20 protein-coding genes and 1 tRNA gene are annotated in these 22803 nt (G+C 73.9%); 12 read left to right on the forward strand and 9 right to left on the reverse strand.

The features are described 5' to 3' along the window. The first annotated feature begins 6 nt into the window (after nucleotides 1-6). Entirely contained in the window at nucleotides 7-870 is an 864-nt protein-coding gene (locus OF852_RS02915; protein ID WP_271120318.1) for a proteasome assembly chaperone family protein, read from the forward strand. Nucleotides 871-890: 20 nt separating this feature from the next. Here OF852_RS02915 and OF852_RS02920 read toward each other — a convergent pair whose 3' ends face one another. Both OF852_RS02920 and OF852_RS02925 read right to left on the reverse strand, forming a co-directional pair. After that, nucleotides 891-1730, reverse strand: coding sequence for an undecaprenyl-diphosphate phosphatase (locus tag OF852_RS02920; protein ID WP_271120319.1), 840 nt, complete (start codon nucleotides 1728-1730; stop codon nucleotides 891-893). Between the two features lie 14 nt (nucleotides 1731-1744). Then, a complete protein-coding gene (locus OF852_RS02925; RefSeq protein WP_271120320.1) occupies nucleotides 1745-3061 on the reverse strand; it encodes a M20/M25/M40 family metallo-hydrolase in 1317 nt (438 codons plus the stop codon). 93 nt (nucleotides 3062-3154) lie between these two features. Here OF852_RS02925 and OF852_RS02930 point away from each other — a divergent pair. The 7 genes from OF852_RS02930 (at nucleotide 3155) to OF852_RS02960 (ending at nucleotide 12119) form a co-directional block, all read left to right on the forward strand. Next, nucleotides 3155-3239: transfer RNA gene (locus tag OF852_RS02930), tRNA-Leu, on the forward strand. 130 nt (nucleotides 3240-3369) lie between these two features. Further along, nucleotides 3370-4020 carry a cold shock and DUF1294 domain-containing protein gene (locus OF852_RS02935; protein WP_271120321.1) on the forward strand — a complete coding sequence of 217 codons (651 nt, stop codon included), beginning with the start codon at nucleotides 3370-3372 and terminating at the stop codon, nucleotides 4018-4020. A 64-nt stretch (nucleotides 4021-4084) separates the two neighbouring features. After that, nucleotides 4085-4807 carry a hypothetical protein gene (locus OF852_RS02940; protein ID WP_271120322.1) on the forward strand — a complete coding sequence of 241 codons (723 nt, stop codon included), beginning with the start codon at nucleotides 4085-4087 and terminating at the stop codon, nucleotides 4805-4807. 4 nt (nucleotides 4808-4811) lie between these two features. Next, nucleotides 4812-5126 (forward strand): DUF1905 domain-containing protein, encoded by a 315-nt coding sequence (locus OF852_RS02945; protein WP_271120323.1) that lies wholly within the window; start codon nucleotides 4812-4814, stop codon nucleotides 5124-5126. Between the two features lie 122 nt (nucleotides 5127-5248). Continuing rightward, nucleotides 5249-6934 (forward strand): alkaline phosphatase, encoded by a 1686-nt coding sequence (phoA, locus tag OF852_RS02950; RefSeq protein ID WP_271120324.1) that lies wholly within the window; start codon nucleotides 5249-5251, stop codon nucleotides 6932-6934. 109 nt (nucleotides 6935-7043) lie between these two features. Further along, nucleotides 7044-8669 (forward strand): DNA polymerase Y family protein, encoded by a 1626-nt coding sequence (locus tag OF852_RS02955; RefSeq protein ID WP_271120325.1) that lies wholly within the window; start codon nucleotides 7044-7046, stop codon nucleotides 8667-8669. A gap of 21 nt (nucleotides 8670-8690) precedes the next feature. Next, nucleotides 8691-12119, forward strand: a complete 3429-nt coding sequence (locus OF852_RS02960; RefSeq protein ID WP_271120326.1) for an error-prone DNA polymerase — start codon at nucleotides 8691-8693, stop codon at nucleotides 12117-12119. Here OF852_RS02960 and OF852_RS02965 read toward each other — a convergent pair. From OF852_RS02965 to OF852_RS02980, 4 genes are all read right to left on the reverse strand, one after another. After that, nucleotides 12091-12543: an MSMEG_6728 family protein gene (locus OF852_RS02965; protein WP_333781466.1), complete on the reverse strand. Its 453-nt coding sequence runs from the start codon at nucleotides 12541-12543 to the stop codon at nucleotides 12091-12093. The two genes, OF852_RS02960 and OF852_RS02965, sit on opposite strands and share 29 nt — an antisense overlap. A gap of 41 nt (nucleotides 12544-12584) precedes the next feature. Then, nucleotides 12585-14393, reverse strand: a complete 1809-nt coding sequence (locus tag OF852_RS02970; RefSeq protein WP_271120327.1) for a DEAD/DEAH box helicase — start codon at nucleotides 14391-14393, stop codon at nucleotides 12585-12587. Between the two features lie 17 nt (nucleotides 14394-14410). Continuing rightward, nucleotides 14411-15649, reverse strand: coding sequence for a DNA polymerase IV (locus tag OF852_RS02975; RefSeq protein WP_271120328.1), 1239 nt, complete (start codon nucleotides 15647-15649; stop codon nucleotides 14411-14413). Nucleotides 15650-15754: 105 nt separating this feature from the next. Further along, complete coding sequence (locus OF852_RS02980) at nucleotides 15755-16021, reverse strand: GlsB/YeaQ/YmgE family stress response membrane protein (RefSeq protein ID WP_271120329.1); 267 nt, start codon at nucleotides 16019-16021, stop codon at nucleotides 15755-15757. A 210-nt stretch (nucleotides 16022-16231) separates the two neighbouring features. Between OF852_RS02980 and OF852_RS02985 the strand changes: the two genes are divergently transcribed. Further along, nucleotides 16232-17026 (forward strand): SGNH/GDSL hydrolase family protein, encoded by a 795-nt coding sequence (locus OF852_RS02985; protein ID WP_271120330.1) that lies wholly within the window; start codon nucleotides 16232-16234, stop codon nucleotides 17024-17026. An 18-nt stretch (nucleotides 17027-17044) separates the two neighbouring features. On the opposite strand, the gene OF852_RS02990 is transcribed toward OF852_RS02985, so the two are convergent. From OF852_RS02990 to OF852_RS03000, 3 genes are read right to left on the reverse strand one after another with little or no spacing between them, the layout of a single operon-like run. Continuing rightward, nucleotides 17045-18277 (reverse strand): D-alanyl-D-alanine carboxypeptidase family protein, encoded by a 1233-nt coding sequence (locus OF852_RS02990; RefSeq protein ID WP_271120331.1) that lies wholly within the window; start codon nucleotides 18275-18277, stop codon nucleotides 17045-17047. A gap of 35 nt (nucleotides 18278-18312) precedes the next feature. After that, nucleotides 18313-19830, reverse strand: a complete 1518-nt coding sequence (locus OF852_RS02995; protein WP_271120332.1) for an APC family permease — start codon at nucleotides 19828-19830, stop codon at nucleotides 18313-18315. A 57-nt stretch (nucleotides 19831-19887) separates the two neighbouring features. Then, nucleotides 19888-20688, reverse strand: coding sequence for a TrmH family RNA methyltransferase (locus OF852_RS03000; RefSeq protein ID WP_271120333.1), 801 nt, complete (start codon nucleotides 20686-20688; stop codon nucleotides 19888-19890). Nucleotides 20689-20797: 109 nt separating this feature from the next. Here OF852_RS03000 and OF852_RS03005 point away from each other — a divergent pair, with 109 nt between their 5' ends. Genes OF852_RS03005 through OF852_RS03015 form a run of 3 tightly spaced genes read left to right on the forward strand, consistent with a single transcriptional unit; the run spans nucleotide 20798 to nucleotide 22801 of the window. Then, nucleotides 20798-21652, forward strand: a complete 855-nt coding sequence (locus tag OF852_RS03005; protein ID WP_271120334.1) for a Sir2 family NAD-dependent protein deacetylase — start codon at nucleotides 20798-20800, stop codon at nucleotides 21650-21652. Between the two features lie 49 nt (nucleotides 21653-21701). Continuing rightward, a complete protein-coding gene (locus OF852_RS03010; RefSeq protein ID WP_271120335.1) occupies nucleotides 21702-22340 on the forward strand; it encodes a histidine phosphatase family protein in 639 nt (212 codons plus the stop codon). Next, nucleotides 22337-22801 carry a YbaK/EbsC family protein gene (locus OF852_RS03015; RefSeq protein WP_271120336.1) on the forward strand — a complete coding sequence of 155 codons (465 nt, stop codon included), beginning with the start codon at nucleotides 22337-22339 and terminating at the stop codon, nucleotides 22799-22801. The genes OF852_RS03010 and OF852_RS03015 overlap by 4 nt, the downstream gene beginning before the upstream one ends. Nucleotides 22802-22803 lie beyond the last annotated feature (2 nt).

Here is a 22803-nt window from a genome sequence, read left to right on the forward strand (position 1 = left end):
CGAGGCGTGACCCAGGGCTCGGGATTCGGCGACGGCCCCGTCGTCGTCGTCGCCTTCGAGGGCTGGAACGACGCGGGCGAGGCGGCCTCCGGCGTCGCCCGCGCCGCGCGCGACCAGCTCGACCTCGTGCCGACCAGCCGGATCGAGCCCGAGGACTACTTCGACTACCAGTTCAACCGCCCGAGCGTCGCGATCGACGAGCACGGGGAGCGGGTCCTCACCTGGCCCGAGGTCGTCCTCTGGGGACCGGCGCCGGACGCCCCCGACGAGGGCGTGCGGGTGCTGCTCGGCACCGAGCCCTCGCGCGGCTGGAAGACCTTCTCGGCCGAGATCGTCGACCAGCTCCTCGCGGTCGAGGCGCGCGCCGTCGTGTTCCTCGGCGCGATGCTCGCCGATGTGCCGCACACGCGGCCCATCTCGGTCTTCACCTCGAGCGAGAACGCGGAGGTCCGCCGCGAGCTCGAGCTCGAGCGCTCCAGCTACGAGGGCCCCGTCGGGATCCTCTCGGTGCTCGCCGACGCGGCCGAGCGGGGCGGCATCCCGACCCTCTCGATCTGGGCCTCCGTGCCGCACTACGTGCACAACGCGCCCTCGCCGAAGGCGGTCCTCGCGATGATGGAGCGCCTCGACGACTTCCTGCCCCGGCCGCTTGAGCGCGGCGACCTCGTCGACGAGTCGGCGGCCTGGGAGAGCGGCATCGACGCCCTCGCGGGCGACGACGAGGACATGGCCGCCTACATCACGCAGCTCGAGCAGGCGCGCGACACGGTCGACTCCCCCGAGGCGAGCGGCGATGCCATCGCCGAGGAGTTCGAGCGCTACCTCCGGCGCCGCGACCGCCCGGGCGAGGACCGCCCGGGCGGCCCCTAGCACCCGAGCGGACTCGAGCCTCAGTACGCCTGCAGGACGCCCGTCGCGAGCAGCACGATGAGGACGCCGCCGAGCAGGAGGCGGTACAGCACGAAGGGCAGGAACGAGCCCTTCTGCAGGTACCGCATGAGGTAGGCGATGACCGCGAGCCCGACGCCGAACGCGACCGCCGTCGCGACGGCCGTCTCGAGCGGCCCGAACACGGCCTCCCCCGGCTCCCGGATGCTCTGCACGAGCTCGTAGAGGCCCGAGCCGAACACCGCGGGCACCGCGAGGAGGAACGCGAAGCGCGCCGCCGCGGGGCGCGTGTAGCCGAGCGCGAGGCCCGCGCTCGTCGTCGCGCCCGAGCGGCTCACGCCGGGGACGAGCGCGAGCATCTGCGCGAGCCCGATCAGGATGCCGGAGGGGTAGGTCATCTCCTCCATCTCGCGCGTGCGGCGGCCCAGCCGGTCCGCGATCCAGAGCAGGATGCCGAACACGATGAGCACGATCGCGACGAGCCAGAGCGAGCGGAAGGCCGTGCGGATGTGCTCCTGCGCGACGTAGCCGAGCAGCACGATCGGGACCGTGCCGATGATGACGAGCCAGCCGAGGCGGACGTCCGAGTCGCCCTTCGGGATGCCGGACGAGGGGCTGAAGTGGCGGAACCACCGGCCGATGATCCGGGTGATGTCCTTCCAGAAGTAGATGAGGACCGCGAGCTCGGTGCCGAGCTGCGTGATCGCGGTGAAGGTCGCGCCCGGGTCCTGCGCCGAGGGCAGGAACTCGCCCACGATGCGCAGGTGCGCGCTGGAGGAGATCGGCAGGAACTCGGTCAGGCCCTGGACGAGGCCGAGGATGATCGCTTCGAGGAGACTCACGGCCGAGAAGTCAATCAGCAGTCGCGCAGGAGATCGCCGAGAACGCGCCGACCGAAGGCGAGCGCGTCGAGCGGCACCCGCTCGTCGACCCCGTGGAACATCGCCGGGAAGTCGAGGCCGGGGCCGAGCCGCAGCGGGGCGAAGCCGTAGCCGGCGATGCCCAGGCGGGAGAGCGACTTGTTGTCGGTGCCGCCGCTCAGCAGGTACGGGAGCACCGGCGCGCCCGGGTCGTGACGGCCGAGCGCCGCCGTCATCCGATCGACCAGCTCGCCGCCGAGCGGGTTCTCGAGGCCGACGTCCTGATGCACGATCTCGATCTCGATCTCCGGCCCGACGAGCTCCTGCACCTCCGCGAGGATCCGCGCCTCGTCGCCGGGGATGGTGCGGATGTCGATCAGCGCCTCCGCGCGGTCCGGGATCACGTTGTGCTTGTACCCGGCCTGGAGGAGCGTCGGGTTGCTCGTCGCCCGGAGCGTCGCGAGGAGGAAGCCGGAGGCGCTGCCGGTCGACATGACGAGCTGGTCCGGTCCGATCCGCGTGCGATCCGCCCCCGTGATGCGCGCGATCTCGTCGAGGAGCGCGTCCGTCGTCGTCGTGAGCTGGATCGGCCACTCGCGCCGGCCGAGCGCCGCGACCCCCTCCGCGAGCTTCGTGATCGCGTTGTCGCGCATCACGCGCGAGCCGTGCGCGGCCGTCCCGCGCGCGATGAGCTTGATCCAGACGAGGGACTTCTCACCCGTCTGCAGCAGGTACGCGCGCGTGCCCTGGAGGTCGATCGAGTAGCCGCCGACCTCGCTGATGGCCTCGCTCGCGCCCGCGAAGACCTCAGGGTGGTGGTCGACCATCCAGCTCGCACCGTAGAGGCCGCCCGCCTCCTCGTCGGCGAAGTAGGCGATGACGAGATCGCGCGCCGGCTGCCCGCCGCCGTCGAGGACGTCGCCGAGCGCCGTGAGCATCATGGCGTCCATGTCCTTCATGTCGACCGCGCCGCGGCCCCACAGCATCCCGTCGCGGATCTCGCCGCCGAAGGGGTCGACGCTCCAGTTCGCGGGGTCGGCGGGCACCACGTCGAGGTGGCCGTGGACGACGAGCGCGGGACGCGAGCGGTCGCGGCCCTCCACGCGCGCGACGACGCTCGTGCGGCGCGGCGCCGACTCGAAGAGCTGCGGCTCGAGCCCGAGCCCGCGCAGGCGCGCCTCGACGTACTCGGCCGCCTCCCGCTCCCCCGCCGAGCTCCCCCCGCCGTGGTTGGTGGTGTCGATGCGGATGAGATCGCGCGCGATCTCGGCGGTCGCCTCGAGCGGGGCGTCGGCTGCGGCGGAGGTGGTCATGCCCACAACGCTACCCGGCGGTCATGGCACGGGTCCGGAGCGTGCTAGTGTCTCTTCTCGGCCCTCCTGATGGAGGATCGCAGCAGGACACTCGCGCGGGTGGCGGAAATGGCAGACGCGCTAGCTTGAGGTGCTAGTGCCCGTATAGGGCGTGGGGGTTCAAGTCCCCCCTCGCGCACGCGAGTGCGAAGGCCCCGGATCGATGATCCGGGGCCTTCCTCCGTTGCGGGGACCGGCCGCGAAGGATGCCGTCGCGATCGCGTGGACCGGGCCGCCGCATCCCGCGGTGCGGGTTACGATGAGCCCACATGCTCCCCGGTCCCGCTCGCCTCACCGGCACGATCACGGTGTGGCACGACGATCGCGGCTACGGCTTCATCACGCCGGACCGCGGCGGAGGTCCCGTGTTCGTGCACATCTCCGCGTTCCCGGAGATGCCGCGACGGCCTGCGATCGGCGACGGGCTGGGCTTCGAGCTGCGTCAGGATGCGCGCGGCCGGCTCAGCGCGAGCCGTGTCGAGGTGATCCGGGCGGTGCCCGTCGCGGTGCCCTCGCCGCTGCGGCGCCCCGCCTCCGCGGGCGACGTCGTCGGCATCCTCGCGGTCGTCGCGCTCCCCGTCCTGTTGATCGCCGTCCACCTGGCCTGGGGGCCGCTGCCGATCTTCGTGCCGCTGCTCTACGGCGGCATGAGCGTCGTCTGCTTCCTCGCCTACGCGGCCGACAAGCGCGCCGCCGCGTCGGGCGGGTGGCGCATCCCCGAGAGCTCGCTCATCGCGCTCGGCATCGTCGGCGGATGGCCGGGCGCGCTGCTCGGGCAGCGGATCCTGCGGCACAAGACGCGGAAGACGAGCTTCATCATCTCGCTCTGGGGCGGCGTCGTGCTCAACGTCACCGCCCTCGTGCTGCTCGCCTCGCCGCTCGCGGCGGCCGCACTCCGGACGATCCTCCAGGGGCTCTGAGCGCGCTCGATCGAGACCGGCCTCCCGCATTGACGCATTCGAACATCTGTTCGATCATGGAGGGATGAGCAGCTCGACCGGCGCCGCCCTCGTCGCCCCCGCCGACCCCCGCGGCGAGACCGTGCGCGAGCTGCAGGAGCGCATCCGCGGCATGCAGCGGCGCACGCTCGACACGCGCGCGCTGCCGACCGACCCGGCACTCGCCGAGCTCCTGCCCGGGGGCGCGCTCGCGGCCGGCACCGCCGTCGCGGTCGAGAGCTCCACCCTCCTCGCACTCGGGCTGCTGCTCGGGCCGAGCCGCGCCGGATCCTGGTGCGCCGTCGTCGGCCTGCCGGATCTCGGCGTCGAGGCGGCGGCGGGGCTCGGGATCGATCTCGAGCGGCTCGTGCTCGTGCCGCACCCGGGCGAGCAGTGGCTCTCCGTGCTCGCGGCGCTCGTCGAGGTCGTCTCGGTCGTGCTCGTGCGGCCGCCCGCCCCGAGCCGTCCCGGGCGCCCTCCCGTCTCGGAGGCGGCGGCGGGGCGCCTCGCCTCCCGGCTGCGCCAGCGGGAGGCCGCGCTCGTCGCCCTCGGCGACTGGCCGCGGAGCGAGGCGCGGCTCAGCATCGCCGAGAGCAGCTGGTCGGGCATCGGCCAGGGCTTCGGCCGCCTCCAGGCCCGGCAGGTCACGGTCGCCTCCGCCTCCCGCGCCTGGTCGGGCCGCGGGCGCTCGCGCCGCCTCTGGCTGCCGGGCGCCGATCAGCGCATCGCGCCCGTCACGGCATGGGATGCCGCCCCTGCGGCAGGATGAGGGCATGGGCGATCCGCGGCACCCCGAGGGCGAGTTCGACGCCGAGCTGTGGCTCTGGGAGGCGCGCCGGGAGGCCTGGACCTTCGTGACGCTGCCGCCCGAGCTCGGCGAGGCGGTGCGGGACGCGGCCGGCGCCCGCCCGCCCGCGGGCTTCGGGGCCGTCCCCGTCGAGGTCTCGACCGGCACGACGAGCTGGCGCACCTCGGTCTTCCCCGACGCCGCGCGGGGCAGCTACGTGCTGCCCGTGAAGGCCGCCGTGCGCCGGGCGGAGGGCCTCGAGCCCGGCGCGAGCGCGCGCTACCGCATCCGCGTGCGCTGACGACGCGGGTTCATCTGGCGGACGACGGTCGTTCACCCCCGCGGCGACCCCCCGTTCGGGTGGCGGGACTTGCCTGGGCGCGCGCCGCACCGACGCATCCCCCACTCATCAGGAGCGATGGCATGAATCGAACGACCCGCCGCACCCTCGCGATCGCGAGCGCGGCCTTCCTCGCGGGAGGCCTTCTCGCCGTCCCGCTCGCCGCGACCGCGAGCGCGCCCCAGCGCGCCGACGGCCAGTGGACCCGCAACGCGGGCGACCAGACGAGCGCCGTGAAGTCCGCCGTCAAGGGAGGGAAGGCGAAGAACGTCATCCTCCTCATCGGCGACGGCATGGGCGACTCCGAGATCACGATCGCCCGCAACTACGCCTACGGCGCGGCGGGCGAGCTGCCCGGCATCGACGCGCTCCCCCTGACGGGCCAGTACACGACGTACTCGCTCTACAACTCGGGCGAGAACAAGGGCAAGCCGGACTACGTGCCGGACTCCGCCGCGACCGGGACCGCCTGGGCGACCGGCTGGAAGACCTATGACAACGCCGTCTCGGTCGACATCGACGGCCGGCCGCACGACTCGATCCTCCAGATCGCGAAGGCGAACGGGCTCGCGACCGGCAACGTCTCGACCGCCGAGATCCAGGATGCGACCCCGGCCGTCCAGGTCGCGAACGTCGCCGCGCGCTCCTGCTACGGCCCCGACAGCACGAGCTGCGGCGACGACGCGCTCGCGGAGGGCGGCCCCGGGTCGATCTCCGAGCAGCTCCTCGACACCCGCCCGGACGTGACCCTCGGCGGCGGGGCCGCGAGCTTCCAGCAGGTCGCGAAGGCCGGACCGTGGGAGGGCGAGACGCTCGCCGAGCAGGCCTCGCAGCGCGGCTACCAGCTGGTCTCGGACGCGGCGGGCCTCGCGGGCGTGACGCGCGCGAGCCAGAAGGCGCCGGTCCTCGGCCTCTTCGCCTCCGGCAACCTGCCGACCCGCTACAGCGCGACGACGGCGACCGTCGGCGGCGCGGACCTCGACCCGACGACCTGCACGGAGAACCCGAAGCGGCTCCCGGCGGCGCTCTCGCTCTCGTCCATGACGAAGAAGGCGATCTCGCTCCTCAAGGGCTCGAGCGACAAGGGCTTCTTCCTGCAGGTCGAGGGCGCGTCGATCGACAAGCGCGACCACTCGGCCGACGCATGCGGGCAGATCGGCGAGACGGTCGACCTCGACGAGGCGGTCCAGGCGGCGCTCGCCTTCGCGAAGAAGGACGGGAACACGCTCGTCATCGTGACGGCCGACCACGCGCACACCTCGCAGATCGTCGACTCGACCCCGCCGGCGACGCTGTCGACGGCGCTCACGACAGCCGACGGCACGACGATGAAGGTCGCGTACGGCACGGCCGCCGCGGGCGGCTCGCAGCAGCACACGGGCTCGCAGCTCCGCGTGGCGGCCTACGGTCCGGGGGCGGCGAACGTCGTCGGCCTCACGGACCAGACGGACACCTTCTTCACCATGGCGCGCACGCTCGGCCTGGAGCGCGACCTCGACTCGCTGAGCGACCGCGCCCGCGTCTCGCTCTCGCGCAGCTCGGTCGCGCCCGGGAAGGCGGTGACCGCCTCCGCGAGCCGCTTCGGCGGAGACCGCCAGGTGACCGCGACGATCCTGAAGGGCGGCGAGGTCGTCGGACGCGCCGACCTCATCCGCGGCTCGGCGCAGATCCGCTTCGAGGCGCCCGACGCCCCCGGCCGCTACACGGTCGTGCTGGAGGGCGTGCAGTCGGGGGCCACGGCCTCCGCGCGCCTCACGGTGACGCGCTAAGTCCCCGAACGGCCCCGGACGGCCCCGCACGCGATCCGCGTGCGGGGCCGCTCCGCGTCCGCCCGCCGTCGGCCAGCGCGTGTCGGCGGCGTGCGTCATACTCGAACACATGTTCGAAGAACGATCGCGGGGCAGGGCGGCAGGAGGCCGGCGCCGCAGCCGCGCCGCCGTCGCCGAGGGCGTCGCCGCGCCCCGGCTGCTCGCGATCTGGGCGCCCGACTGGCCGGTCGCGGCGCACATGGCCGCGGAGCGCATCCCCGAGGGGGCGCCCGTCGCCCTCGTGCTCAAGGGCGAGGTGCACGCCTGCTCGGCCGCGGCGCGGCACGAGGGCGTCCGCCGCGGGCTGCGCGTTCGCGAGGCGCAGGCCCGCTGCCCGGGACTCCGGGTGCTCGCCTACGACGCCGCGCTCGACGCCCGCGCCTTCGAGCCCGTCATCGCGGGCCTCGAGGCCGTGCTGCCGGGCGTGCACCCCGTGCGACCGGGCACGCTCGCGGTCGCGGCGCGGGGTCCCGCCCGGTACTACGGCGGCGAGCAGGCGGCGGCGCTCGCGATCCTCGCGGCGGTCGGCGAGCTCGGCGTACGGCGGGCGCGCGCCGGCGTCGCAGAGGGGCTCTTCGCGGCGGAGCGCGCCGCCCGCGCGCCGCGGGAGGACGCGCCCGTCACGATCGTGCCCGCGGGCGATGCCGCCGCCTTCCTCGCACCGCTCCCCGTGCGCCTCCTCGAGCAGCCGGAGCTCGTGCAGCTCCTGCCGCGGCTCGGCATCCGCACCCTCGGCGAGTTCGCCGCCCTCGGCGAGGCGGAGGTCGCCGAGCGCTTCGGGCCCGGCGGCGCGCGGCTCCACGCCCTCGCGGGCGGGCGCGACCTGCGCGCCGCGACGCCCCGCATCCCGCCGCGCGACCTCGATGCCGAGGCGCGCTTCGAGCCGCCGCTCGAGCGCGTCGACCAGGTCGCCTTCGCCCTCCGCGCCCCCGCCGCGGCGCTCGTCGACGGCCTCCTCGAGGAGCGGCTCGTCGCGACCGCGCTCCGCGTCGTCCTCACGGGCGAGGAGGGCGAGACGAGCGAGCGGGTCTGGCTGCACCCGCGCTCCTTCACGGCCGCCGAGGTCGTCGACCGGGTGCGCTGGCAGCTGCAGGGTGCGCTCGAGCGCGATGGCGGGGCCGCGGCGCTCCGCTCCCCCGTCGCCGCCGTCCGCGTCTCCCCCGAGACCGTCGAGCCGCTCTCGGGCCACGAGCGCGGGCTCTGGGGCACCGGCCCGGATGAGGGCGTGCACTCGGGCCTCTCCCGCATCCAGGGCATGGTGGGCCATCGCGGGGTCCTCACGCCGGCGCCCTCGGGCGGACGGCGCCCCGTCGACCGGCAGGCGCTCGTGCCGTGGGGCGACCGCCCGATCGTCGCCCGCGATCCCGGGCAGCCCTGGCCGGGCGCGCTCCCGCCGCCCGCGCCCGCGACCGTCTACGAGGTGCCGCGGCCGCTGCGCGTCGACGACCGGCGGGGCCGCCCCGTCGCGGTCGACGAGCGCGGGCGGATCAGCGGCGCGCCCGCCGTGCTCGTCTCAGGCACCGGGGCGCGGCGCGACGTCACCTCGTGGGCCGGCCCCTGGCCGATCGAGGAGCGCTGGTGGGATCCCGTCGCGAGCCGGCGCGCCCACCGCTTCCAGCTCGTCGACGCGGAGGGCGCGGCCTGGCTGCTCGTGCTCGACGACTCCGGCTGGTGGGCGGAGGGCCGCTATGACTGAGCCCGGAGCGGGGTCGGCCTGATGGGCTGGAGCAACCCCCCGGTCAGCTGGAGCGAGTTCGAGCGCGCGCTCTCGGATCGCCGACGCCCGAACGACCGCCCGCCCGACGTCGACGGCGGCGACAGCCCCGCCTGGAGCCTCAAGCGGCCGCGCTACCGGCAGCCCGAGGACATCGTGCGCGACGAGACGGCGCCGCCCTACGCGGAGCTCCACGCGCACTCCAGCTACAGCTTCCTCGACGGCGCGAGCAGCCCCGAGGAGCTCGTCGAGGAGGCGGAGCGGCTCGGCCTCCACGCGCTCGCGCTCGTCGACCACGACGGCTTCTACGGTCTCGTGCGCTTCGCGGAGGCGGCCGAGCCCGCCGCGCTGCACACGGTCTTCGGCGCCGAGCTCTCGCTCGGCCTGAGCGGCCCGCAGAACGGCGAGCCCGATCCCGAGGGCGCCCACCTGCTCGTCCTCGCCCGCGGCGAGGAGGGCTACCACCGCCTCTCGGGCGCCATCACGGCGGCGCAGCTCGCGGGCGGCGAGAAGGGGCGCCCCGTCTACGACCTCGACGAGCTCGCCGAGCGCGCGCGCGACGACACCGGGACGAGCACCTGGCGCATCCTGACGGGATGCCGCAAGGGCGCCGTCCGGCAGGCGCTGCGGAGCGGCGGGGCCGCGGCCGCGGGCGCGGCGCTCGACCGGCTGACGGCCCGCTTCGGCCGGGACTCGGTCGTCGTCGAGCTCCACGATCACGGCCTCCCGCTCGACAGCGAGCACAACGACGCGCTCGCCGCCCTCGCGGCCGAGCGCGGGCTGCCGGTCGTCGCGACCGGCAACGTCCACTACGCGAGCCCGGACCGGCGGCGGCTCGCCGACGCGCTCGCCGCGGTGCGCGCGCAGCGCAGCCTCGACGAGCTCGAGGGCTGGCTGCCGGCCGCCGGCGCCGCCCACCTGCGCAGCGGGCACGAGATGCAGGCCCGCTTCGCCCGCTACCCCGGTGCCGTCGCGCGGACGGTCGAGCTCGCCGACGAGCTCGCCTTCCCGCTCCGGCGCGCGAAGCCCGCGCTCCCCCGCCAGCGGGTCCCCGAGGGGCACACGCCCATGTCCTGGCTGCGGCAGCTCGTCTGGGAGGCCGTGCCCGAGCGCTACCCGGAGCTCCGGGAGGAGGATCGCGCCCGCATCGAGCGCGAGCTCGCCGTCATCGAGCAGAAGGACTTCCCCGGCTACTTCCTCATCGTCCACGGCATCGTCGACTACGCGCGCGGCCGCGGCATCCTCTGCCAGGGCCGCGGATCGGCCGCGAACTCCGCCGTCTGCTACCTCCTCGGCATCACCGCGATCGACGCCATCTTCTACCGGCTGCCCTTCGAGCGCTTCCTCTCGAGCCTCCGCGACGAGGAGCCCGACATCGACGTCGACTTCGACTCCGACCGGCGCGAGGAGGTCATCCAGCACGTCTACGAGACCTACGGGCGCGAGAACGCCGCCCAGGTCGCCAACGTCATCCAGTACCGCCCCAAGAACGCCATCCGCGACACCGCGAAGGCGCTCGGCCACCCGCCGGGGCAGCAGGACGCCTGGTCGAAGCAGGTCGAGCGCTGGGGCGCCTCGCTCACGAGCGCGGGCGACCACGACATCCCCGCCCCCGTGACCGAGCTCGCGCAGGAGATGCTCGGGCTGCCCCGGCACCTCGGCATCCACTCGGGCGGCATGGTGCTCACCGACCGGCCGGTGGGCGAGGTCGTGCCGATCGAGCACGCCCGCATGGAGCGGCGCACCGTCATCCAATGGGATAAGGACGACGCCGCCTGGATGGGCCTCGTGAAGTTCGACCTCCTGGGGCTCGGGATGCTCGCCGCCCTCCAGCACTGCTTCGACCTCGTGGAGGAGCACACGGGCGAGCACTGGACCCTCCAGAGCATGCCCAAGGAGGAGCCGGCCGTCTACGACATGCTCTGCCGCGCCGACTCGATCGGGGTCTTCCAGGTCGAGAGCCGCGCCCAGATGGGCCTGCTCCCGAGACTCCAGCCGCGGCGCTTCTACGACCTCGTCGTGCAGATCGCGCTCGTGCGCCCCGGCCCCATCCAGGGCGGCGCCGTGCATCCCTTCGTGCGGCGCAAGCTCGGGCAGGAGCCCGTGACCTACCTCCACCCCAAGCTCGTCGAGCCGCTCGAGCGCACCCTCGGGGTGCCGGTCTTCCAGGAGCAGCTCATGCAGATGGCGGTCGCGATCGGCAACTGCTCCGGCGAGGACGCCGATCAGCTGCGCCGGGCGATGGGCTCCAAGCGCGGACTCGAGAAGATCGAGCGGCTCCGCGAGACGCTCTACACGGGGATGGCGGCGAACGGGCTGACGGGCGAGGTGGCCGACGAGATCTACCAGAAGATCCAGGCCTTCGCGAACTTCGGCTTCGCGGAGAGCCACTCGCTGAGCTTCGCGCTCCTCGTCTACGCCTCCTCCTGGCTCAAGCTCCACTACCCCGCGGTGTTCCTCGCGGGGCTGCTCCGCTCGCAGCCGATGGGCTTCTACTCGCCCTCGACGCTCACCGCCGACGCGCGACGGCACGGGGTCGTCGTGCGCCGCCCCGACCTCCTCCGCTCGGGTGCCGAGGCGGGGCTCGAGCCGCTCGACCTCGCGGCCCCGCCGGGCGCCCGGCCGCCGTCGGGGCTCACCGCCTGCGTCGAGCCCCGCCAGCCCGAGGATCCGGGCTACGACCCCGACGCCCCGGTGCGGGATGCCGAGCACCGGCGGGACGGCGAGCACGCGGTCCGGCTGGGGCTGGCCGGGGTGCGCACGATCGGCGCGGCCCTCGCGGAGCGCCTCGTCGCCGAGCGCACCGAGCGCGGCCCCTGGCAGAGCATGGAGGACCTCGTGCGGCGCACGGGGCTCACCACCCCGCAGCTCGAGGCGCTGGCGGCGGCGGGCGCCTTCGACGGCATGGGCCTCGGGCGGCGGGAGGCCATGTGGCGGGCCGGGAGCGCCGCGCTCGACCGGGTCGAGTTCCTCGCGGGGAGCGTGACGAGCATCCAGCCGCCGCTCTTCCCCGACCCGAGCGCCTACGAGACCCTCGCGGCCGACCTCTGGACGACGGGCATCTCGACGGAGGACCACCCCATGGCGCACTTCCGCGCCGGGCTGGACGAGCGCGGCGTGCTGGCCCACGGCGTGCTGCGAGACACCGAATCGGGACGCCGCATCGAGGTCGCGGGCGTCGTCACCCACCGGCAGCGGCCGGCGACCGCGAGCGGCATCACCTTCCTCAACCTCGAGGACGAGACGGGTCTCACGAACGTCATCATCTCGGTCGGGGTGTGGGGCCGCTACCGTCGCGTCGTGCGCGACTCGCCCGCGCTCATCGTCCGCGGCATCCTGGAGCGCAGCAGCGAAGGCGTCGTGAACCTCGTCGCCGACCGCGTGGAGGCGCTGGGGGTGGGCGTCAGCCACCGCTCCCGGGACTTCCAGTGACCGGCCAGACGTAGGGCAGGTCGTCGGGCACCTCGCCGAAGCGCGGCCGGTAGAACTCGGGATCCTTCCGCACGAGGTTCGAGCGGTGGGAGCGATGCAGCGCCTCGTCGCCCAGCCACGGCGGCAGCTCGAGCGAGTCCTGCGGCGCGCCGTCGACCTCGGGGGCGAACTCGAGGATCGTCGACCGTGTCGAATCCGCGTGACCCAGTGCCGTCCAGGCGTCCGTCATCGCGAGACCGTAGGCGGTGAGCGCCGGGAGGAAGCCCGACCACATGCGCGCCGCGGGGTGATGGCGCCAGCCGTAGCCGGGCACCGTGTTCGCGCGGAGCAGCTGGAGCGCCTCGACCCGCTGCTTGCCGAGGCGGCGCGGATCGAGCACCGCCGCGCTCTGGGCGAAGGACGGGTACGGGAGGAAGGTCTGCACCCTCCGACGCTAGGCGGCGGCGCGCCGCGTCCGCATGCTGCTCAGTGACCGTGGAGGCCGCGGCGGAGGTGGTCGATGCGCGCCTGCAGCTGCGTGACGGTCGCCCGCGCGACCTCCGGCCCGCCGCAGACCCGACGGACCTCGGCATGGACCTGGCCGTGGGTGCGCCCCGAGCCGCGCGCCTCGATCGAGACGAGGCTGTTGAGGAGCTTCCGCTGCTCGGAGAGGGTGCGGTGCAGCGCCGCGGGCGAGGACTGCTCGGCCACGTCGACCGCGCCCGGATCCCGGCGCCGCCGCTCCTCGGCTCGCCGCGACTGCCTCGACTGCCGCTGGCGCAGCAGATCGCTCACCTGCTCCGGCTCGAGGATCCCCGGCAGCCCGATGAAGTCCCACTCCTCGTCGGTGCCGGGCTCGGCGAGCTGACCGAACTCGTGACCGTCGTAGACGACCTTCTCGAAGGTCGCGACCGAGCCGAGCGCCTTCCACTCGAACTCGTCGACCAGGGCGTCGGAGGCCTGCTCCTCGCGGTTCGCCGCATCCAGCATCGAGTCGTCGAGGAGGCCGTCCTCCCCGCTCGACTCGCGGTCGAGGGCGTGGTCGCGCTCGCGCTCGAGCTCGGCCGCCAGCCCGAGCAGCACCGGAACGCTCGGGAGGAAGACCGATGCGGTCTCGCCGCGGCGACGAGCCCGCACGAAGCGGCCGATCGCCTGCGCGAAGAACAGCGGCGTCGACGCGCTCGTGGCGTACACGCCGACGCAGAGCCGCGGCACGTCGACACCCTCCGACACCATCCGCACCGCGACCATCCACCGTTCGTCGCTCGTCGAGAACGCGTCGATGCGCGCGCTCGCCTCCGCCTCGTCGCTGAGGACGACGACGGGACGTCGTCCCGTGATCTGGGCGAGGATGTCGGCGTAGGCCCGCGCCACCGTCTGATCGGTCGCGATGACGAGCCCGCCCGCGTCCGGGATCGACTGCCGCACCTCGCTGAGCCGGCGGTCCGCGGCCCGCAGCACGGCCGAGACCCACTCGCCCTCGGGGTCGAGCGCGGCGCGCCAGGCCTGCGAGGTCACGTCCTTCGTGTCGCCCTGGCCGAGGGTCGCCTCCATCTCCTCGCCCTGTCGCGTGCGCCAGCGCATCGAGCCCGCGTACGACAGGAACATGACCGGCCGGACGACGCCGTCCTTGAGGGCGTGCCCGTAGCCGTAGCTGTAGTCGGCCTGCGAGAGGCGGATGCCGCGGCGGTCGCGCTCGTAGCGGACGAAGGGGATCGGCGCCGTGTCGCTGCGGAACGGCGTGCCCGAGAGCGAGAGGCGGCGGACGGCGGGCTCGAAGGCCTCCCGCACGGCGTCGCCCCAGGAGAGCGCGTCGCCGCCGTGGTGGACCTCGTCGAGGATGACGAGGCTGCGCGCCGACTCGGTGAGCCGACGGTGCACCGAGGCCCGGACCGCCACCTGCGCGTAGGTCACGACGACGCCCTGATAGTGCCGCGCCTCCTGCCCGTGGCGGTTCGTGAAGCGAGGGTCGAGGCGGATGCCGGCGCGATGCGCCGCGTCCGCCCACTGCACCTTGAGGTGCTCGGTGGGGGCCACGACCGTGACGCGGTCGACGATGTCGTTCTGGAGCAGGATCGAGGCGAGCCGGAGCGCGAAGGTCGTCTTGCCCGCCCCCGGCGTCGCCGAGACGAGGAAGTCGCGCGGCTGCTCGCGGAAGTAGGCCTCGATGGCCTCCTCCTGCCACGCGCGGAGCTTCGAGACGGTGCCCCAGGCGGCGCGATCCGGGAAGCTCGGCGAGAGCTGCTCGGCAGCCGCGGACCCGTGCGGATGCGCGGTCGGGTCGGGGCTGCTCACCCGATGAGACGATACCGTCACTGGATCGGCATCCGCCGACGCGACCCGCGCCCGATGAGGCTCGCCGGCTGCACCGCCGCCGCGCCGAAGCGCGCCGCGACCTGGTCGACGAGCTGCTCGCTCTCGCGCCACTGCTCGTCCTCGTCCCAGAGGCCGAGCGCGGCGACCTCGCCGCCGAGCTGCTCGGCCCGCACGCCGATGAGGCGCACCGGCCGGCCGCCCTGGGCGGCCTGATCGTAGAGCGAGCGCGCCTCCTCGGCGAGGCGACGGCCGAGATCGGTCGGCTCGGCGAGCGTGCGGCTGCGGGTCACGGTGGTGAAGTCCTCGAAGCGGAGCTTGAGCACGACGGTGCGGGCCGTCACGCCCGCACGGCGGAGCCGGGCCCCGACGCCGTCGGCGAGACGGAGGAGCTCGCGGTGCAGCTGCTCGCGGTCGACGACGTCGTGCTCGAAGGTCGTCTCGTGGCCGATGCTCTTCTCCTCGCGGCTCGTCTCGACGGAGCGGGGATCGCGCCCCCAGGCGAGCTCGTGGAGCCGGGCCGCACCCGCGTCCCCGATCACGGAGCGGAGCGTCTCGACCGGGGTCTCGGCGAGATCCCCGATCGTCCGGAGGCCGAGGCGCGAGAGCTGCTCCTCCGTCCGCCCGCCGACGCCCCAGAGCGCGGAGACCGGCAGGGGGTGCAGGAACGCGACCGTGTCGGCCGGCGGGACGACGAGCAGGCCGTCCGGCTTCGAGCGGCTCGAGGCGAGCTTGGCGACGAACTTCGTCGCCGCGGCGCCGACCGAGCAGTCGAGCCCCGTCTCGGCGTGGACGCGCTCGCGGATGCGGGTGCCGATCGCGAAGGGCCCGCCGAGCAGGCGGCGCGCGCCGGCGACGTCGAGGAAGGCCTCATCGATGCTGAGCGGCTCGAGCGCCGGGGTCACCTCGCCGAGGAGCTCCATGACCCGGCGACTCGCCGCCTGGTAGCGGTCGAAGTGCGGCTCGAGGACGACGGCCTGAGGGCAGCGGCGCAGCGCGAGCGCCATGGGCATCGCCGAGTTCACGCCGAAGCGACGCGCCTCGTAGGTCGCCGCGGTGACGACCGAGCGGCTCGACCGGTGGCCGACGATGACCGGCCGACCGCGCAGCTCGGGCCGCTCGAGCAGCTCGACGGAGGCGTAGAACGCGTCCATGTCGACGTGCAGGATCGTCGCGCCGGCCTCGCCATGCGGCGCCGTGACGCTCACCTGGCGGCCGCGGCCGTCCTGCTTGCTCATGCCCACATCCTCGCACCCGGCACCGACGTTCCGCGGGCGCGCCCGGAACACGGAGGAGGGGCGCCGGCCGATCGGCCGACGCCCCTCCGGGTCCGGTGTCCGCGGCTAGGCGCGGCTGCCCCGGCGACCCGTGATGGCGCCGTAGACGAGCAGGACGATGATCGCCCCGCCGACGGCGAGCAGGATGCTGCCGAGGTTGAGGCCGTCCACCGGCTCGTTGAAGAGCAGCGAGCCCAGCCATCCGCCGAGGAGCCCGCCGACGATGCCGATGATGATCGTCACGATGATGCCGCCGGGCTGCTTGCCCGGCAGGATGAGCTTGGCGATGGCGCCCGCGATGAGTCCGAGCACGATCCAGGCGAGAATGCCCATGTCTTTTCGACCTCCCAGTGTCGTCCGCATCCCCGTCGTGTGGGGACGCATCAAGCCAACACCTGCCGGAACCGGAGGGCAATCAGGAGTCGCCTGGGCGTGACCTGGCGCCCAGCTGAGTGTCGCGAAAAGAACGCCCGGACGAGTGGTACCCGGCGAAACGCGCGCGGATGCCGATGCGGGACGCCGGAGACGAGGCATCCTGGACGCATGCAGCAGTCCCACCCCTGGTCGCGCTACGTCGCCATCGGCGACTCCTTCACCGAGGGCATCGGGGACCCCGAGCCCCGCAGCCCGGGAGGCCACCGCGGCTGGGCGGACCGCGTCGCCGAGGTGCTCGGCAGCGGCACCGAGGACTTCGCCTACGCCAACCTCGCGATCCGCGGCCGCCTCCTCCAGCAGATCCTCGACGAGCAGGTCGACGCCGCGCTCGAGCTCCGGCCGGACCTCATCACCATCTCGGCCGGCGGCAACGACATCATCCGCCCCGGCACCGACCCCGACGAGGTCGCCGAGCGGCTCGGACGGGGGCTCGCCCGGCTCGGCCGCGACGGCGCGACCGTCGTCGTCTTCAACGGACCGGACATCGGCGGCACCCCCGTCCTCGGGCGGATCCGCGGCAAGGTCGCGATCTACAACGAGAACGTCCGCGCCGTCGCCGCCCGCCACGATGCCGTCGTCGCCGACATGTGGGCGCTCCGCGAGCTCGCCGACTCCCGGATGTGGGCGCCCGACCGGCTCCACTTCTCGCCCGTCGGTCACCAGGCGATCGCCAGAATGGTGCTCGCGGCGCTCAACGTGCCCAACGACCTCGAGGCCTTCGAGGCGGAGCCGCTCCCGCCGCGGCCCTGGCGCGAGGCGCGCTCCGAGGACATCGGCTGGGCGCGCGAGTACCTCGTGCCGTGGGTGCTGCGCCGCGTGCGCCACCAGTCCTCCGGAGACGGCATCCTCCCGAAGCGGCCCGAGCCCGGCGTCGTCCGCCGGGGCGAGGGCGCCGGCAGCTGAGCGCGCCGGACGGGCGGGTCAGTCCAGCAGCGCGACCGGATTCGTCAGCCGCCAGGAGGCACCCGGATCGGTGATGGCGCGCGAGAGCTCCAGGGCGACCTCCACCTGCCGATCCCCCGCCGTCGCGATCACCGAGCCGACCTCCGCGCCCCGGGCGGTCACCGCCAGGGGCGACGCGTCGACGAGCGTCGTCACCGGCGAGTCGGACCAGGTGACGATCCGCGCCTCCTCGGCGGCCACCGCATCCGCGCGCTGTCCCCACTCCGTGCGGTAGCTCGCGAAGACCTGGCCGGGCTCCGCCACCACGACCTCGCGGAACCCCGCCTGCGCCGTCTTCAGGAGCGCGAGGATGCCGCGGTTGAGCTCGCCGTGATCGGGCCCCGGGCCCCCGAGGACGACCCCGACGACCGTCACCTCCTCCTCCCCGACCGCGAAGGTCGACGAGAACAGCAGATTCGCGGCCGTGCCGAGGGTGCCCGTCTTGATGCCGTCCACGCCGAGATCGCCGAGGAGGGCGTTCGTGTTGCGCAGCTGTCCCAGATCGTGCATCTCGAGACGCGACGTGCCGACGATCTCGCGCACGACCGGATCCCGCAGCGCGATGCGGCCCAGCTCGACGAGATCCGAGGCTCGGGCTCGGTTGTCCGCCGAGAGGCCGGTCGGCTCGACGACCACCGTGTTCTCCAGCCCGTGCTCCGCGAGCCACGCCGCGGCCGCCGAGCGGAAGGCCTCGAGCGAGCCGGTCGACCAGATCGCCAGCGACCCCGCGTAGTTGTTCGCCGACTTGACGAGGGTCAGCTCCAGCAGCTCCCGCTGCGTGAAGGCGAGTCCCGCCGCGACCGGCACCACGCTGCCGTTCTGCGCCAGGTACCGGTCGTAGAGCGCCGCGTCCGCCGCCGTCATCTCGATCGACGGACCCGCCTCGTCGACGCCGAGCGGCTTCGCGTCGAGCGCGACGAGCGCCGTCACCACCTTCGTGATGCTCGCGATCGGCAGCGCCTTCTCCTGCCCGTCCTGTGCGAGCACGCCCGGGATGTCGAGCGCGCCGATCGCCGAGGCGCCGTAGCCGGGGAAGTCGAGCTCCGCGGCCGCCTGCGTCGCCGACGGCTGCTCCGCGACCACCGCGGTGGCCGCATCCAGCGGGGCGAGGAGCGTCAGCGGCAGGTAGATCGCCGTCGCGAGCACGGCGGCGAGCGTGCCGAAGACGGCGGCGCGGCGACGGCGGTAGATCTGTCGTCGGGTGAGGGGCACCACGGAATCGTATGCGCCGGGCGTCGCCCCGCCGCTCAGACCCGCCCGCCGTCGACCGAGCGGCCGTAGGCGACCTCCTCGTCCGGCACGAGCACCGGCGTCTCCCGGTTCAGCGACTCGCCGCGGAAGAAGGGCCGGGATGCCGCGACGAGCGACCAGGCGACCATGAGGACCACGCCCACCAGCAGCGAGCCGATCCCGATCACGAAGACGCCGCCCACCCCGAACAGGACCGTGGCGCCGTAGTCCGGATTCAGCATGTCGATCGCCGACTTCACGAAGGCCGCCGTGAGCAGCAGCGCCCCCAGCAGCGGGAACACCAGCTTGAAGATCACGTTCGAGGCCGAGGCGAAGAGCTCCCGGCGGAAGTACCACACGCAGGCGTAGCCCGTGATCCCGTAGTAGAACGCGATCGCCAGCCCCAGCGAGTAGATCGAGTCCGCCAGGAAGTTCTCGCTCACGAAGGTCATCCCCACGTAGAACAGGATCGCCACCAGGCCCATCGTCAGCGTCGAGAAGCCGGGCGTGCGGAACCGCGGATGCACCTGGCCGAAGCGCCGAGGCAGCGCCCCGTACACCGCCATCGAGAGCGTGCCGCGCGCCGTCGGGAGGATCGTCGTCTGCGTCGACGAGACCGCCGAGATCAGCACCGCGAGCACCAGCAGCCACGCCCACGGCCCGAACAGCGCATCCTTCACCACCAGGAACACGTCGTCCTGCCCGTCGAGCGCCGCGAGCCCCGCATAGCTGATGGCGGCGACCGTCACGAGCACGTAGGTGACCATGAGGATCAGCGTCGACAGCAGCGCCGCGCGCCCCGGGATCGTCTTCGGGTCCTTCGTCTCCTCGTTGAGCGCCAGACAGGTGTCCCAGCCCCAGTAGATGAAGAGCGCCAGCAGCACCGCCTCCGTGAAGCCGTCGAAGCTCTCGAAGGCGAAGGGATCGAACCAGCTCAGCTGCGGCGGCAGGCTGTCCGCCGGCGGCTCGGCGCCCAGTGCGCTCGACAGGGCGAGCACCACGAACAGCGCCAGCGCCAGATACTGGATGCCGAGCAGCACGTTCTGCAGGCGCTCGCCGATCTCCACGCCCCGGTAGCTGACCGCCACCATCGCCGCGATGAAGCCCACGCCCGTCGCCGTCGTCACCCACAGCTCGCCCGAGAGATCCGCGCCGATCAGCGGCGCCAGCAGGATCCAGAGGTAGATCCCCGCGATCTGCGCCAGATTCGCGAGCACGATGATGCCCGCCACCGCGACGCCCCAGCCGCCCATCCAGCCCGCCCACGGCCCGAAGGCCTTCGTCGCCCAGGTGAACGTCGTCCCGCAGTCCGGGATCGCGCGGTTCAGCTCCCGGTAGGCGAACGCGATGAAGAACATCGGGATGAACGCCAGGACGAACGCGATCGGGGACTGCGCGCCGACCGCCGTGATCGTGAAGCCGAGGGTCGCCACCAGGGAGTAGACGGGGGCCGTGGAGGCGAGGCCCATGATGGTGGAGCCGAGGAGGCCGAGCTGGCCGGTGGCGAGGCCCTTGCCTGCGGATGCGTCCGACATGGGCGGACTCTACTCCTGGGGGTGCGCTGTGGTCACGTGGGACGCGACGGGGCGGGGTCAGGGGGCGAGGGACCAGAGGGCGACGGCGCTCGCCGCGGCGACGTTGAGGGAGTCGACGCCGTGCGACATGGGGATGGTGACGACCCGGTCGGCGCCCGCGAGGGCCTCCCGGCTCAGGCCGTCGCCCTCCGTGCCGAGGAGGAGGGCGACCCGATCGGGAGCCGAGGCGGCGTAGTCGCGGAGGTCCACCGCACCGTCCGCGAGGGCGAGAGCGGCGATCTCGAAGCCGGCGGCGTGCAGCTGCTCCGCGCCCTCCGGCCAGTCGGCGAGCCGCGTCCACGGCACCTGCAGGACCGTGCCCATGCTCACGCGGACCGCGCGGCGATAGAGCGGGTCGGCGCAGCGCGGGGTGATGAGCACGGCATCCGCGCCGAGACCGGCGGCGGCCCGGAAGATCGCCCCCACGTTCGTGTGGTCGACGACATCCTCGATGACGACCACCCGGCTGGCGTCGCGGAGGACCTCCTCGACGGGCCGCAGCGGCGGACGGTGCATCGAGGCGAGCGCGCCGCGGTGCATCGTGTAGCCGGTCACCTGCTCGAGCACCGCCGACTCCCCCACGTAGACCGGCACGTCGAAGGGCTCCACCAGCGGGGTCAGCTCCTCGAGCCACTTCTCCTGCGTCAGCACGGAGCGGGGCACGTGGCCCGCTCGGATCGCCCGCTCCACGACGCGCGTCGACTCCGCGATGTAGAGCCCGTCGACGGGCTCCTGCAGGCGCCGCAGGACCACATCGGTGAGGCGGAGGTAGTCGGCGAGCCGCTCGTCGGCGGGATCGGAGACCGGGACGATGTGCACGAGAGGGCCCTTCCGCCGGGGCACAGGACGCACGCGCACGGCGAACGGCAACTTACCCGAATCCGAGACGCCGTATCCTGAGGTCGACCAGGAGGGCGGAAGCGATCGCATGACCGCGACGGACACGGCGGGCCACGCCGGCACCGGGCTCGAGGCGGCGGTCGACCGCGCCGAGGAGCTGCTGCGCGGACGCGGGATCGCCGTGCTGACCGGGGCGGGCGTGAGCACTGACTCCGGCATCCCCGACTACCGCGGCGCGGGCGCCCCCGTCCGCAGTCCCATGACGATCCAGCAGTTCCTCGCCGACGAGCGGGCCCAGCAGCGCTACTGGGCGGGATCCCACCTCGGCTGGAAGCACTTCTCGGCAGCGCAGCCCAACGCGGGGCACGCGGCGCTCGCCGAGCTCGAGCGGGGCGGCGTCGTCGGCGGCATCGCGACGCAGAACGTCGACGGCCTGCACCTGCGCGCCGGCTCCCGGCGCGTCGTCGAGATCCACGGCTCCGTCGACCGGGTGCGCTGCCTGGTCTGCGGGCAGGCCTTCGCCCGCGAGGACATCGCGGACCGCATGGCCGCCGACAACCCCTGGCTGGACGCGCCCGAGGGCGTACAGCTCAACCCCGACGGAGATGTCACCGTCGAGTCGGTCGAGCGCATGGTGCTCCCGAGCTGCACCGTCTGCGCCGGACGGCTCAAGCCCGAGGTCGTCTTCTTCGGGGAGTTCGTCCCCACCGAGACCTTCCGCGAGGCGGCCGCGATCGTGCGTCGGGCCGACGCGCTCATCGTCGCCGGATCCTCGCTCGTCGTGAACTCCGGCATCCGCCTCCTCGACATCGCGGTGAAGCGCCGCGTGCCGATCGTCATCGTCAACCGAGGCGAGACCCGCGGCGACGCGCGCGCGACCCTCAAGATCGACGCCGGCACCTCGACGTTGCTCGGCGCCCTGCGCGACCGCCTGCTCGCCTGAACCCGCGCGGCGCCCGCGTCGCAGATCACCCCACGGAGGCTCCTCCCCCATGACCGAGCTGTTCCTCGTGCGCCACGGCGAGACGGACTGGAACGCGGCCCGCCGCATCCAGGGTCGCACCGACATCCCGCTCAACGACACCGGCCGCGCGCAGGCGCGGGCCACCGGCCGGCTCCTCGCTCGGCGCAGCTGGGACGGCGTCGTCACGAGTCCGCTCGCACGCGCCGCCGAGACCGCGGCGATCATCGCGGCGGAGCTCGGGCTCGGCGAGCCGGCGGTGAGCGAGCCGCTCGTCGAGCGCGACTACGGCGCGGCCGAGGGCCTCGACTACACGGAGATCGACCGCCGATTCCCCGAGGGCGCGCGGGTCCCGGGGCGCGAGACGCGCGAGCAGGTCGCCGCCCGGGTCGTCCCCGAGCTCGTGCGCCTCGCGCAGGCGCGACCGGGCGCCTCGCTCGTCGTCGTGAGCCACGGCGGCGCGATCCGCTCGGCGCTCACCGAGGTCGAGCCCGGCATCCAGCACGGGCGGATCGGGAACGGCTCGGTCCACAGCTTCCGGGTCGTCGACGGGACCCTCCGCCTCCTCGCCTTCGACGATCCCATCGAGACGGCGACGGCCGGCGCGCGCGCTGGCGACCTCGACGAGCAGAACGCCGTCGAGGGCCGCGAGTCCGAGGTGCGCGCGTGAGCGCCGGCGTCGAGCGCTTCCGGGAGCGCGTCGCGGCGCTCGGGGTCGAGCTCGACATCCGGGTCATGACCGAGCGCACCCACACGGCCCAGGAGGCCGCCGAGGCGCTGGGATGCCGGGTCGAGCAGATCGTGAAGAGCCTCGTCTTCGAGGCGGACGGCGCCGCGCTCCTCGTGCTCGCGAGCGGACCGACGCGGGTCGACACGGCGTGGCTCGGCGAGCAGCTCGGCACGACGATCTCGAAGGCCGATGCCGCGCTCGTGAAGCGCGCGAGCGGCTACAGCATCGGCGGGGTGCCGCCCTTCGCGCACGACGAGCGCATCCGCACGGTCGTCGACCGCGAGCTGCTCGGGCTCGAGGAGCTCTGGGCGGCGGCCGGCAGCGACCGATCGCTGTTCCCGATCGCGCCGGCGCTCCTCATGCGGCTCGCCGAGGCGGAGCCGGTCTCGATCTCGCGCTGAGC

This window comes from Homoserinibacter sp. YIM 151385 (assembly GCF_027912415.1).
Lineage (GTDB): Bacteria > Actinomycetota > Actinomycetes > Actinomycetales > Microbacteriaceae > Schumannella.